General features: G+C 61.2%; 12 protein-coding genes. 9 read left to right on the top strand and 3 right to left on the bottom strand.

Features of this window, described 5'->3' with window-relative positions:
* Positions 1–49 precede the first annotated feature (49 nt).
* Positions 50–2854, bottom strand: coding sequence for a DNA polymerase I (gene polA / locus V6F91_RS09475; protein WP_332763766.1), 2805 nt, complete (start codon positions 2852–2854; stop codon positions 50–52).
* A 74-nt stretch (positions 2855–2928) separates the two neighbouring features.
* Here polA and V6F91_RS09470 point away from each other — a divergent pair, with 74 nt between their 5' ends.
* Positions 2929–3219, top strand: a complete 291-nt coding sequence (locus V6F91_RS09470; protein ID WP_090287949.1) for a DUF2782 domain-containing protein — start codon at positions 2929–2931, stop codon at positions 3217–3219.
* A gap of 59 nt (positions 3220–3278) precedes the next feature.
* Positions 3279–4232 carry a homoserine kinase gene (locus V6F91_RS09465; RefSeq protein WP_332763763.1) on the top strand — a complete coding sequence of 318 codons (954 nt, stop codon included), beginning with the start codon at positions 3279–3281 and terminating at the stop codon, positions 4230–4232.
* A 127-nt stretch (positions 4233–4359) separates the two neighbouring features.
* Here the strand turns inward: V6F91_RS09465 and V6F91_RS09460 are convergent, their stop codons facing one another.
* Positions 4360–5280 (bottom strand): zinc ABC transporter substrate-binding protein, encoded by a 921-nt coding sequence (locus V6F91_RS09460; RefSeq protein WP_332763761.1) that lies wholly within the window; start codon positions 5278–5280, stop codon positions 4360–4362.
* Positions 5281–5346: 66 nt separating this feature from the next.
* On the opposite strand from V6F91_RS09460, the gene V6F91_RS09455 reads away from it, so the two are divergent.
* Genes V6F91_RS09455 through V6F91_RS09440 form a run of 4 tightly spaced genes read left to right on the top strand, consistent with a single transcriptional unit; the run spans position 5347 to position 8146 of the window.
* On the top strand, positions 5347–5829 hold the full coding sequence (locus V6F91_RS09455; RefSeq protein WP_332763759.1) for a Fur family transcriptional regulator: 483 nt from the start codon (positions 5347–5349) through the stop codon (positions 5827–5829).
* Complete coding sequence (gene znuC, locus V6F91_RS09450; protein ID WP_093096270.1) at positions 5829–6614, top strand: zinc ABC transporter ATP-binding protein ZnuC; 786 nt, start codon at positions 5829–5831, stop codon at positions 6612–6614. The genes V6F91_RS09455 and znuC overlap by 1 nt, the downstream gene beginning before the upstream one ends.
* Complete coding sequence (gene znuB, locus V6F91_RS09445; RefSeq protein ID WP_090287957.1) at positions 6607–7395, top strand: zinc ABC transporter permease subunit ZnuB; 789 nt, start codon at positions 6607–6609, stop codon at positions 7393–7395. The genes znuC and znuB overlap by 8 nt, the downstream gene beginning before the upstream one ends.
* Positions 7396–7432: 37 nt before the next feature.
* Positions 7433–8146, top strand: coding sequence for a PA5502 family lipoprotein (locus V6F91_RS09440; protein WP_332763755.1), 714 nt, complete (start codon positions 7433–7435; stop codon positions 8144–8146).
* Positions 8147–8239: 93 nt separating this feature from the next.
* Here V6F91_RS09440 and katE read toward each other — a convergent pair whose 3' ends face one another.
* Positions 8240–10381 carry a catalase HPII gene (gene katE / locus V6F91_RS09435; RefSeq protein WP_332763753.1) on the bottom strand — a complete coding sequence of 714 codons (2142 nt, stop codon included), beginning with the start codon at positions 10379–10381 and terminating at the stop codon, positions 8240–8242.
* A gap of 262 nt (positions 10382–10643) precedes the next feature.
* On the opposite strand from katE, the gene V6F91_RS09430 reads away from it, so the two are divergent.
* From V6F91_RS09430 to V6F91_RS09420, 3 genes are all read left to right on the top strand, one after another.
* Entirely contained in the window at positions 10644–11651 is a 1008-nt protein-coding gene (locus V6F91_RS09430) for a methionine ABC transporter ATP-binding protein (RefSeq protein ID WP_332763751.1), read from the top strand.
* Entirely contained in the window at positions 11651–12325 is a 675-nt protein-coding gene (locus tag V6F91_RS09425) for a methionine ABC transporter permease (protein ID WP_101159657.1), read from the top strand. The genes V6F91_RS09430 and V6F91_RS09425 overlap by 1 nt, the downstream gene beginning before the upstream one ends.
* A gap of 65 nt (positions 12326–12390) precedes the next feature.
* Entirely contained in the window at positions 12391–13161 is a 771-nt protein-coding gene (locus tag V6F91_RS09420) for a MetQ/NlpA family ABC transporter substrate-binding protein (protein WP_332763748.1), read from the top strand.
* The last annotated feature ends 153 nt before the right edge of the window (positions 13162–13314 follow it).

Genomic DNA, 13314 nt, shown 5'->3' with positions numbered 1-13314 from the left:
CCCGTTTCATGGGGCTTGCCGCGACGGTGGTCGCGGCAGGACACACGGCTCAGTGCGCCTCATCCCAGTTGTTGCCCACACCCACTTCCACCAGCAATGGCACATCCAGTGTCGCCGCTTCGCTCATGTGCTGACGAATCTCGGCGCTGACCTGCTCGACCAGATCCTCGCGCACCTCCAGCACCAGTTCGTCGTGCACCTGCAGGATGACGCGGGCATCGAGCCCGGACGTCGCCAGCCAGTTGTCCACCGCGACCATGGCTTTCTTGATGATGTCAGCGGCGGTGCCCTGCATCGGCGCGTTGATCGCCGTGCGCTCGGCGGCGGCACGTTCCTGCGGCTTGTTCGAGTTGATCTCTGGCAGGTACAGGCGACGGCCGAAGAAAGTCTCGACGTAGCCCTGATCCGCCGCCTGCGCGCGGGTGCGCTCCATGTACTCGCGAACCCCCGGATAACGGGCGAAGTAGGTGTCGATGTAGGCCTTGGCGGTCTTGGTGTCGACGCCGATGTCCTTGCCCAGTTTTTGCGCGCCCATGCCGTAGATCAGACCGAAGTTGATGGCTTTGGCGCTGCGACGCTGGTCGGAACTCACCTCATGCAACTCGACCTTGAACACTTCGGCAGCGGTCGCGGTGTGCACGTCCAGATTGTTGCGGAAGGCATTCATCAAACCTTCGTCGCGAGACAGGTGCGCCATGATCCGCAGCTCGATCTGCGAGTAGTCCGCCGCCAGCAATTTATAGCCTTTGGGCGCCACAAAAGCCTGGCGGATGCGCCGGCCCTCAGCGGTGCGCACCGGGATGTTCTGCAGGTTAGGATCGCTGGAGGACAGGCGACCGGTCGACGCCACAGCCTGATGGTACGAGGTGTGGATGCGCCCGGTGCGTGGGTTGATCTGCTCCGGCAGGCGATCGGTGTAGGTGCTTTTCAGCTTGCTCATCGAACGGTGCTCCATCAGCACCTTCGGCAAACGATGATCGTCCTCGGCGAGTTTCGCCAGCACTTCTTCGGCGGTAGACGGCTGGCCTTTGGCGGTCTTCTTCAGCACCGGCAGGCCGAGTTTCTCGTAGAGGATCACGCCCAGCTGTTTCGGCGAACCCAGGTTGAATTCTTCACCGGCGATTTCGAACGCTTCGCGCTCCAGCGCGACCATCTTGTTGCCCAGCTCGATGCTCTGAATACCCAGCAGTTCGGCGTCGACAAAGGCGCCCTGGCGCTCGATGCGCGCCAGGACCGGCACCAGCGGCATCTCGATATCGGTCAGCACGCTGGCCAGACTCGGAATGGCATTGAGTTTTTCCACCAGCGCCTGATGCAGGCGCAGGGTGATGTCGGCGTCTTCGGCGGCGTACGGCCCGGCCTGTTCCAGTGCGATCTGGTCGAACGTCAGCTGCTTGGCGCCTTTGCCGGCAATGTCCTGGAAGCTCACGGTAGTGTGGTCCAGGTATTTCAGCGCGAGGCTGTCCATGTCGTGGCGGGTTGCAGTGGAGTTGAGCACGTAGGACTCAAGCATGGTGTCGTAGGCAATCCCGCGCACGCTGATGCCTTCGTTCTGATCACCACCGATGGCGCAGTTGGCCAGAATGTTCATGTCGAACTTGGCGTGCTGGCCGACTTTCAGTTTGTTCGGATCTTCGAGAATCGGTTTCAGTGCGCGCAACACCGTGTCGCGGTCCAGTTGCTCTGGCACGCCGATGTAGGAGTGGGTCAGCGGGATATAGGCGGCTTCGTTGGCCTGTACGGCAAACGACAGGCCGACCAGTTGCGCCTGCTGCGCGTCGATGCCGGTGGTTTCGGTGTCGAAGGCGAACAGCTTGGCGTTGCGCAGCTTTTCCAGCCAGACGTCAAAGCGTGCCTGATCAAGGATGGTTTCGTACGCCGCTTCAGTAGGGATCGCGGCTGCCTCGGCCAGTGGCGCGCTGAACAGATCATGTGCGGGCGCCGGTTCAGCCGCCGCGCTGAGTTCCAGGCGCTTGGCGTCGCGATCAAGGTCGTTCAGCCAGCTCTTGAATTCCAGCAGGGAGTACAACTCGTACAGTTTGGCTGGGTCTTCCGGACCCATCTGTAGATCGTCGAGGCCGATATCCAGCGGCACGTCGATCTTGATGGTCGCCAATTGGTAGGAGAGGAATGCCATCTCCTTGTGCTCTTCGAGCTTGGCGGGCAGGGTCTTGGCGCCGCGAATCGGCAGGGTCGGGACGATGTCGAGGTTGGCGTACAGCTCAGTGAGGCCGCCATTGACCCCGACCAACAGGCCGGACGCGGTTTTCGGGCCGATGCCGGGAACGCCCGGAATGTTGTCGGACGAATCGCCCATCAACGCCAGATAATCGATGATCTGCTCCGGAGCGACGCCGAATTTCTCCTTCACGCCCTCCACATCCATCGAGCTACCGGACATGGTGTTGACCAAGGTAATGTGGCCGTCGACCAGTTGCGCCATGTCCTTGTCGCCGGTCGAGATGATCACCGGGCGATCCGCCGCTGCGCTGCTGCGGGCGAGGGTGCCGATGACGTCGTCGGCCTCGACGCCGTCCACGCACAGCAGCGGGAAACCAAGGGCGATCACGCTCTGGTGCAGCGGCTCGATCTGCACGCGCATGTCGTCGGGCATGCTTGGGCGGTTGGCTTTGTATTCGGCGTACATCTCATCGCGAAATGTCCCGCCCTTGGCGTCGAACACCACGGCGAAAGGGCTGTCCGGGTACTGCTTGCGCAGACTCTTGAGCATGTTCAGCACGCCCTTGACCGCACCGGTCGGCAGGCCTTTGGACGTGGTCAGCGGTGGCAGCGCATGGAAGGCGCGGTACAGGTAAGACGAACCGTCCACCAGGACGAGGGGGGCTTGGCTCATGAGCAGGATCAACCTTTTCGGCGGGTCCGGGGCTAGAATAGCGGGACCGTTGACGACAAAGGGACAAGGTTATCATGCGTACGTTAAATCGCTTGCTGCTGGTCGGTCTGATTGCTGTCTCACCGTTGGCCGCGATGGCGGCGGATGATGCGCCGGGGGGAGACCCTGAGGTCACCATCCGTACGGACGGCGACAAGACCATTCAGGAATACAGCCGGAATGGCTTCGTCTATGCGATCAAGGTCACACCCAAGAAAGGCAAACCGTATTTTTTGGTGCGCGCCGATGGTTCGGACGCCAATTACATCCGATCTGACCAGCCGGATATGCTGATTCCGTCGTGGGAAATCTTTACCTGGAAGTAAGATTCCCGACTTTTTAATCGGCGTCGCTTCGCGACGCCTGAACTGAGCAGTTTTTAACCATGTCTGTGTTCACGCCCCTGGCTCGGCCCGAGCTGGAAACCTTTCTCGCCCCTTACGGGCTCGGCCGTCTGCTCGATTTCCAGGGGATCGCCGCCGGCAGCGAAAACACCAACTTCTTCGTCAGCCTGGAGCAGGGCGAGTTTGTCCTGACCCTGGTCGAGCGCGGGCCGGTGCAGGAGATGCCGTTTTTCATCGACCTGCTCGATGTGCTGCACCAAGCTGATCTGCCGGTGCCCTACGCGCTACGGACTGCGGACGGCGTGGCGTTGCGCGAACTGAAAGGCAAGCCGGCGCTGCTGCAACCACGTCTGGCCGGCAAGCACATCAAGGACGCCAATGCCCAGCATTGCGCGCAAGTCGGCGAACTGCAGGCGCATCTGCACCTGGCGACCCAGGGCGAGCGCATGATCAAGCGCAAGACCGATCGCGGCCTCGACTGGATGCTGGAGGAGGGTGGCGAGTTCTTGTCGCACCTGAGCGGTGAGCCGCAGGCCTTGCTGCAAAAGGCGCTGGATGAAATCACCGTGCAGAAGGAACGGATTCTGGCGCTGCCTCGGGCGAATATTCACGCCGATCTGTTTCGCGACAACGCAATGTTCGAAGGCACGCACCTGACTGGGTTGATCGACTTCTACAACGCCTGCTCGGGCCCGATGCTGTACGACGTGGCGATTGCCTTGAATGACTGGTGTTCGGACGAGGAGGGCGTGATCGATGGCCCGCGTGCGCGAGCGTTTCTCGCTGCCTACGCGGCGCTGCGCCCATTCACGGCGGCGGAAGCTGAATTGTGGCCGACAATGTTGCGCGTCGCGTGTGTGCGGTTCTGGCTGTCGCGGTTGATCGCGGCGGAGCAGTTTGCCGGACAGGATGTGTTGATTCACGATCCGCGAGAATTTGAGCAGCGTCTGGCGCAGCGGCAGCAGGTCAGTACACCGTTGCCTTTCGCCCTCTAAAGCAATTCTAAAAGCAACTCGAACCTGTGGGAGCGAGCTTGCTCGCGAATGCGTCGGCACATTCAGCATATTCGTTGACTGGCCCACCGCTTTCGCGAGCAAGCTCGCTCCCACAGGGTTGTGCGGGTTACAGAGATTCCAGGCACCCGGCCAGATCATTCCCCAACTTCTCCAGCACCTGCTCATAACCTTGAGCCGTCGCTGGCGTGTAACCACCCAGCGCATCCAGCTCCGCCAGCTTCACCGGCAGTCCTGCGACCAACGTCTCCGCCAAACGCGGACGCAGCGGTGGTTCACTGAACACACAGGTCTTGCCGACTTCCTGCAAACGCGTGCGCATCGCCGCGACATGTTGGGCGCCCGGCTGCACTTCAGCCGCTACCGCGAACACTCCGGCGTGCTTCAGGCCGTAGGCGTCTTCGAAATAATCAAATGCCTCGTGAAAGACGAAGTACGGCTTGCCTTCGACATCGGCCAGACGCTTCTTCAAGCGTTGATCCAAGGCATCCAGACGCTCATCGAACGCCTTGGCATTGTGCTGATAACGCTGGGCATTGGCCGGATCGGCAGCGCTCAGGTCGGCGGCCATTTTGTCGGCGATCACTCGCGCATTCACCGGCGACAGCCACAAATGTGCATCCAGCGAGCCGGGGCGATGATCGTGATCATGGTCATCAGGTTCTTCGGCGTGGGAATGGTTGTCTTCGGCGAAATGCCGCAGTTTCAGCCCTGGCAGATCCTGCACGGCAACGCTCGGCAACGTGCGACCGTTGAGCACACGCGGCAGGAAACCTTCCATGTCCGGGCCGATCCAGTACAGCAAATCGACCGACTGTACCTTCCGTACGTCGGACGGGCGCAACGCATAGTTATGTGGCGAGGCGCCCGGCGGCAGCAACACTTCGGGAACCGCCACACCGTCCTGCACGGCTGCGGCAATCAGCTGCAGCGGCTTGATGCTGGTGAGTACTTTGACCTCGGCCTGAGCCGAACCGATCAGCAGGAAACTGGCGATGAAAGCCACAAAAACAGAAAAAATTCGGGACACGATGACCACTCAAGGAGGCGAGAACGGGTAACATAATAACGTCTCTATCAAAACTCGTCGCCGCCCATGCCTATTACACCGATCGCCAGCCGTCCCCACGACCACTCACATTGCGTGCAGAGCGCGTTGTCCGAGGCCGATACCTTGTGCGCCCAGAAAGGCTTGCGCCTGACTGCCTTGCGCCGGCGGGTGCTCGAACTGGTCTGGCAGAGCCACAAGCCGTTGGGCGCCTACGACATTCTTGCCGTGCTCAGCGAGCAGGACGGTCGCCGCGCCGCGCCACCGACCGTTTATCGGGCGCTGGATTTCCTTCTGGAAAACGGTCTGGTGCACCGCATCTCCTCGCTCAACGCCTTCGTCGGCTGCGTCCACCCGGAGCATGCGCATCAGGGTCAATTCCTGATCTGCCGGGTTTGCCACGCCGCCATCGAGCTCGAACAAAAAGTGATCAGCGACGCGATCATCAACAGCGCCAGGGACGTTGGTTTCATCGTTGAAGCGCAGACCGTCGAAGTCGTCGGCCTGTGCTCCGGTTGCCAGGGGGCTTGATGAGCAACGCGCTGATCCGTCTGGAACAGGTCGCCGTCACATTTGCCGGGCAGACCGTGCTGGACAACATCGAACTGAGCGTCGAGCCGGGGCAGATCGTCACGCTGATCGGGCCCAACGGCGCCGGCAAGACCACGCTGGTGCGCGCCGTGCTCGGCCTGCTCAAACCGGACAGCGGCAGCGTCTGGCGCAAGCCGAAACTGCGCGTTGGCTACATGCCGCAGAAACTCCATGTTGATCCAACCCTGCCGCTCTCGGTGTTGCGCTTTCTGCGCCTGGTGCCGGGTGTTGATCGCCCGCGTGCGTTGGCCGCGTTGAAGGAAGTCGGCGCCGAACATGTGATCGACAGCCCGGTGCAAAGTGTTTCCGGCGGTGAAATGCAGCGCGTATTGCTCGCTCGGGCATTGCTGCGCGAGCCGGAGCTGCTGGTACTCGACGAGCCGGTACAAGGCGTCGACGTTGCCGGGCAGGCCGAGCTGTACAGCCTGATCACCCGCCTGCGCGACCGCCATGGCTGCGGTGTGTTGATGGTTTCGCACGATCTGCATCTGGTCATGAGCACCACCGATCAGGTGGTCTGCCTCAATCGTCACGTCTGCTGCTCCGGGCATCCCGAGCAGGTCAGCGGCGACCCGGCGTTCGTCGAACTGTTCGGCAAGAACGCGCCGAGCCTGGCGATCTATCACCACCATCACGACCACGCTCACGACCTGCACGGTTCGGTGGTCAAAGGCCCGGTTGCCGGGCAACCCCATGTTCACGGAGACCACTGCAAGCATGGCTGATTTTCTGTTGTATGCCCTGCTTGCAGGCTTGGCGCTGGCACTGGTGGCAGGGCCGTTGGGCTCGTTTGTGGTATGGCGGCGCATGGCTTATTTCGGCGATACCCTGTCCCACGCCGCGTTGCTCGGCGTGGCGCTGGGCTTTTTGCTGGATGTCAGCCCGACGGTGGCGGTGACGGTCGGTTGCCTGCTGCTGGCGGTGTTGCTGGTGACCTTGCAGCAGCGTCAGCCGCTGGCCTCCGACACGCTGTTGGGAATTCTTGCGCCGAGCACCCTCTCTCTCGGCCTGGTGGTACTAAGCTTCATGCATGAAGTGCGGATCGACCTGATGGCCTATCTGTTCGGCGACCTGCTGGCGATCAGCCCGACCGATCTGGCGTGGATTCTCGGCGGCACGGCGGCGGTGCTGGTGTTGCTGGTCACGCTGTGGCGGCCCTTGCTGGCGGTCACCGTGCACGAAGAACTGGCGCGAGTCGAAGGCCTGCCGGTGGCCGGTCTGCGCATGGCGCTGATGCTGTTGATCGCGGTGGTGATCGCGGTGGCGATGAAAATCGTCGGCGTGTTGCTGATTACTTCGCTGCTGATCATCCCGGCGGCTGCGGCACAGCGTCACGCCCGTTCGCCGGAGCAAATGGCGCTGGGCGCGAGCCTGCTGGGCATGCTCGCGGTATGCGGCGGGCTGGCGCTGTCGTGGTTCAAGGACACCCCGGCGGGGCCGTCAATCGTTGTGACGGCCGCCGCACTGTTTCTGCTGAGTTTTGTTCTGCCCCGTCGAGGGGTGTAGACTTGCTCGCTTTTTGCGCAATTAGAGAGTCGCAGGAATGAAGCCGTTCGCCTCCCGTTATCTGCTCCTTGTCGCATTTTCCGTGCTGCTGGGCGCCTGCCAAAGCACACCGCCGGTGGCTGAAGTCCCCGACGCGCGGGCTACGGCCATCGCACAGCTGGAGCAAAGCCTGGCCAGCAGCGAACTGGCCACCGCCGAAGACCAGTTGGCCGCTTTGCAGGCCGCAACCCCCAACGATCAGTCCCTTGAGCAATATCAGCGGCAACTGGCCGAGGCGTACCTGCGCCGCAGTCAGATCGTGCTGCAGAAGGGCGATGTCAACGCCGCAGCCACCGCGTTAAGCCGCGCCCGTGTGTTGATGCCCAAGGCGCCGGCGCTGACCGGTGGCGTCAACGGCGCCATCACCGAAGCGCGCAAAGCCGAGCTGGAGAAGGCCGAGGCTGCGTTGCTCGCCGCCGAAGCCCGGCCGAAAGCCAAGGTAATAGATCCGACCGCGGAAAGCACCACGGTTGCACTGAACATCCATGATATTCACAAACTGCAGCGGCAACTCGATGCGATCGCCGCCGATGTAGTGAATTACCAGTGTGCCGTGAGTATCCAGGCGCCGCGCACAGCGGATTATCCATGGCTGGCAACGTTGCTGAGCAAACGGGTTAAAAAGCTGAATCCGGATTTCGATCTAGAGATCGAGAAGCAGATTCTGCGCACGGTGCCGGCGCAGATGGTTTTAAGCCCGCTTAAACCTTAAAAGCTTCGCGAGCAGGCTCGCTCCCACAGGTCTGATGTAGTACCTGTGGGAGCGAGCCTGCTCGCGAAAGCGCCTTCCCAGTCTACAAAGGTCTTAAGCTGGAATGGCTTTCGACTTAGGCTCCCGCGCCCAAACCCGATGCTCGCCAATCGCGGCGAAGAACGGCTTGGTCAACGTCCCTACATCCGCGCCCTGCAACAACCCGGCATCCGCCTCCAGTTTTAGCAAGTCCTGCAATTGCTTGGCGTCGCCATGCAGCGCAATCGCCTTCAGGTGCTTGTAGGCCTCTAGCAGGTAATGCAACGCCACGCCGTCAGCGCTCAGTGCCTTGATCGACGCCGCGCCACCCGGCACGAACACCGCGTCGAAGGCGATCGACGGAAGGCCTTCCATTGACGCATCCACCGGCAATGCCTTGCCGTCCGCAGTTTTCACCGGCGCCGAAGTCGGGCCGAGCACTTTCGCGTGGGCGCCTTCGGCCTTCAGCGCTTTCTTCATCGCCTCGATGGCCGCGCTGTCTACGCCGTTTGCAGCGAGAATCGCCACTTTGCGCGTCTTGATATCACCTGGCAGCAGGTTGGCCTGACTCAGCGCTGGCGAGCGTTCCAGTGAGGTTTTGCGCACCTCGACGGTGCCTTTGCTCGGCGCCGGCAAACCGAGGTTTTCCGCGACGCGCTTCGCTAACGTCAGGTCGATATTAGCGAGAATTTCGTTCACTTCCCGTGCGCGGATGAACTCACGTTCGACCTTGCCCAGCTCGAAGCTGTAGGCAGCGATGATGTGCTCCTTCTCATGGTCGCTCATGCTGTTGAAGAACAGCCGCGCCTGGGAGAAGTGGTCACCGAAGGACTCGCTGCGCTGGCGGATCTTGGCGGCGTCGATGCGTTCCGGATAGCTCTCGAAACCACCGTCCTGCGCGGCCGGCGGGGTTTCTTTCGGCCAGCCGCCATCGATCGAGTTGGGTTCGTACGAGGCGCGACCCTTGTCGATGGTGGTGCGATGTTGCGCGTCACGCTGGCCGTTGTGAAACGGCGCGACCGGGCGGTTGATCGGCAACTCATGAAAGTTCGGCCCGCCGAGTCGGCTGATTTGCGTGTCGGTGTAGGAAAACAGCCGGCCTTGCAGCAGCGGGTCGTTGGAGAAATCGATGCCTGGGACGATATGGCCCGGGCAGAACGCGACCTGTTCGACTTCGGCAAAGAAGTTGTCCGGGTTGCGGTTGAGGGTCATTTTGCCCAGTGGCGTGATCGGTACGATTTCTTCGGGGATGATTTTGGTCGGGTCGAGAATGTCGAAATCGAAGGCGTGTTCGTTTTCCTCCTCGACGATCTGCACGCCGAGCTCCCATTCCGGGTAGTCGCCCATTTCGATCGACTCCCACAGATCCCGGCGGTGGTAGTCGGTGTCTTTACCGGCGAGCTTCTGTGCCTCGTCCCACACCAGCGAGCAGGTGCCGGCAGTCGGGCGCCAATGGAATTTAACGAAGCGCGATTTGCCCTCGGCGTTGATCAGGCGGAAGGTGTGCACGCCAAAGCCCTGCATGCTGCGCAGGCTTTTCGGGATCGCCCGGTCGGACATCGCCCAGATCACCATGTGCGCCGATTCCGGCACCAGCGATACGAAGTCCCAGAAGGTGTCGTGCGCCGAACCGCCGGTGGGAATTTCGTTGTGCGGTTCAGGTTTTACCGCGTGGACGAAGTCGGGAAACTTGATCGCGTCCTGAATGAAGAACACCGGCATGTTGTTGCCGACCAGATCAAAGTTGCCTTCGTCGGTAAAGAACTTCACCGCAAACCCGCGCACGTCACGCACGGTGTCGCCGGAACCGCGCGGGCCCTGCACCGTGGAAAAACGCACGAACACCGGGGTTTTCTTGCCCGGGTCCTGCAGGAAACCGGCCTTGGTCAGCGCCGCGTGGTTTTCGTAGCTCTGGAAGAAACCATGGGCGCCAGTGCCGCGAGCATGGACGATGCGCTCGGGAATGCGCTCATGGTCAAAGTGCGTGATTTTCTCACGCATGATGAAGTCTTCCAGCAGCGATGGCCCGCGTGGCCCGGCTTTTAGAGTGTTCTGGTTATCGGCGATCTTCACGCCCTGATTGGTGCGCAGCGCCTGACCGGTGGCGTCGGAACGGAATTCTTCCAGGCTGTCGAGCTTGGCGTTGGTGTTGGCGCGATCCGGGGTATCGGTCCCGGCCAGTTCGCTTTTCGCGGGTGCAGGCTTTTTGATGCTCATCAGACGTAAACTCCTCGTTTGGCCCCGGATGCCTTCCGCAGACCCTTGAGTGATTCCCGGGCACGGCACCCAGGGTTTGAAGTCGCTTACTTAGTGACTGGCGAGCGTTTCAGCCGTTCCGTTTATCTGACCTTTGATCGCGTTATTGCCAAATCGAAGGTTAATTGCGAAATAAATGCTAAGAACCTCTATACGGACAGGCTAAAATGCGCGCCCGGCTAACCGCTGATCCTTTTCCAACGCGCCCCACAAGGTTCGCTACGTGATCGAGTTTCAAAACGTGCACAAGACTTACCGCGTCGCCGGTAAGGACATCCCCGCGCTGCACCCGACCAGTCTCACCATCGAGAACGGCCAGGTGTTCGGCCTGATTGGCCATTCCGGTGCGGGAAAAAGTACCCTGCTGCGTCTGATCAATCGCCTGGAAGACTCCAGCGGCGGCAAGATCATCGTCGACGGCGAAGAAGTCACCGCACTGGACGCCAACGGCCTGCGCCGTTTCCGTCAGCAGGTCGGGATGATCTTCCAGCACTTCAACCTGCTGGCGTCGAAAACGGTGGCCGACAACGTCGCGTTGCCGCTGACCCTGGCTGGCGAGCTGTCGGGCGGCGATATCGACAAACGCGTCGCCGAACTGCTCGCGCGGGTCGGTCTGTCCGACCACGCGAAGAAGTACCCGGCGCAATTGTCCGGCGGCCAGAAGCAACGCGTCGGTATTGCCCGTGCCCTGGCGACCAAACCGAAGATTCTGCTGTGCGACGAGGCCACCAGCGCCCTCGACCCGCAGACCACTGCCTCGGTGCTGCAACTGCTGGCCGAAATCAACCGCGAACTGAAACTGACCATCGTCCTGATCACCCACGAGATGGACGTGATCCGCCGTGTCTGCGATCAGGTGGCAGTGATGGACGCCGGGGTCATCGTCGAGCAGGGTTCGGTGGCCGATGTGTTCCTGCATCCGCAGCACCCGACCACCAAGCGTTTCGTTCAGGAAAGCGAGCAGATCGACGAAAGCGAGCAGCGCGACGATTTCGCCCATGTGCCGGGCCGCATCGTGCGTCTGACCTTCCAGGGCGAAGCGACCTACGCGCCGTTGCTCGGTACCGTGGCCCGGGAAACCGGCGTCGACTACAGCATCCTGGCCGGTCGCATCGACCGCATCAAAGACATTCCGTACGGGCAATTGACCCTCGCCGTCACCGGTGGCGACATGGAAGCGGCCTTTGCCCGCTTCACCGCCGCTGACGTTCACATGGAGGTATTGCGCTAATGGAAGACCTGATCAGTTTCTTCACCAATATCGACTGGTACGAAATCTGGCTGGCCACCGGCGACACGATGCTGATGCTCGGCGGTTCGCTGCTGTTCACCGTGCTGCTCGGTCTGCCGCTGGGTGTGTTGCTGTTTCTCTGCAGTCCGCGTCAGTTGCTGGAAAATCGCGGGCTGTACGCGATCATGTCGTTGGCGGTGAATATCCTGCGTTCGCTGCCGTTCATCATCCTGCTGATCGTGATGATCCCGTTTACCGTGCTGATCACCGGCACGTCGTTGGGCGTGGCCGGTGCGATTCCGCCACTGGTGGTCGGTGCCACGCCGTTCTTCGCGCGGCTGGTGGAAACCGCGCTGCGTGAGGTCGATCGCGGCATCATCGAAGCGACCCAGTCGATGGGCGCGACCACGCGGCAGATCATCATGAACGCTCTGCTGCCAGAAGCACGCCCGGGGATCTTCGCGGCGATTACGGTGACAGCGATTACACTGGTGTCCTACACGGCGATGGCCGGTGTGGTCGGCGCCGGTGGGTTGGGCGACCTGGCGATCCGTTTCGGTTACCAGCGCTTCCAGACTGACGTGATGATCGTCACCGTGGTGCTGCTGCTGATTCTGGTGCAGGTGTTGCAGATGGTCGGCGACCGACTGGTCGTGCATTTCTCGCGCAAATAAGCGGTTTTTAATCAAGAGAGGCGCTGGCCATTCGCTGGCGAGCGCCCTCACAAGGAGTTCGCTGAATGAAAAAACTGATCGCTGCTTTTGCTGCCGTTGCAGCATTCTCGGCCCACGCCGAAACCCTGACCGTCGCCGCCACCCCGGTGCCGCACGCGGAAATCCTCGAATTCGTCAAACCGGCTCTGGCCAAAGAAGGCGTGGATCTGAAGGTCAAGGTCTTCACCGACTACATTCAGCCAAACGTGCAGGTGGCAGAAAAGCGCCTGGACGCGAACTTCTTCCAGCATCAGCCGTACCTCGATGAGTTCAACAAGGCCAAGGGCACCAGCCTCGTCGCCGTCACTGGCGTACACCTGGAGCCGCTGGGCGCCTATTCGAGCAAGATCAAGAAAATCGAAGAACTGCCAGGCGGCGCCAACGTGGTCATCCCGAACGACGCCACCAACGGCGGTCGTGCCCTGTTGCTGCTGGCCAAGGCTGGCGTGATCACTTTGAAGGACCCGACCAACATTCTGTCGACCATCAAAGACATTGCGCAAAACCCGAAAGACCTGAAATTCCGCGAACTGGAAGCCGCGACCATCCCGCGTGTGCTGACCCAGGTCGATCTGGCGCTGATCAACACCAACTACGCGCTGGAAGCCAAACTTGATCCGTCCAAGGATGCGCTGGTGATCGAAGGTAACGACTCGCCGTACGTGAACATCCTCGTGTCCCGCGCAGACAACAAGGACAGCGACGCGATGAAGAAACTGGCTGCAGCCCTGCACAGCCCGGAAGTGAAGAAATTCATCACCGAGAAGTACAAAGGCGCGGTGTTGCCGGCGTTTTGATTTCGCTACAGCCCTGATCGTGCCCACGCTTTGCGTGGGCACGCATCTCCGGACGCTCCGCGTCCGCTGGGACGCAGAGCGTCCCTTGCGGCATTCCCACGCAGAGCGTGGGGACGATCAAAGAAAAAGGGGACGTCATGAGCGTCCCCTTTT

The sequence above is a fragment of the Pseudomonas koreensis genome (assembly GCF_036668835.1).
GTDB lineage: Bacteria > Pseudomonadota > Gammaproteobacteria > Pseudomonadales > Pseudomonadaceae > Aquipseudomonas > Aquipseudomonas koreensis_I.
Note: the sequence above shows the minus strand (reverse complement) of the source record. Positions and strands in the feature narration are given on the sequence as shown.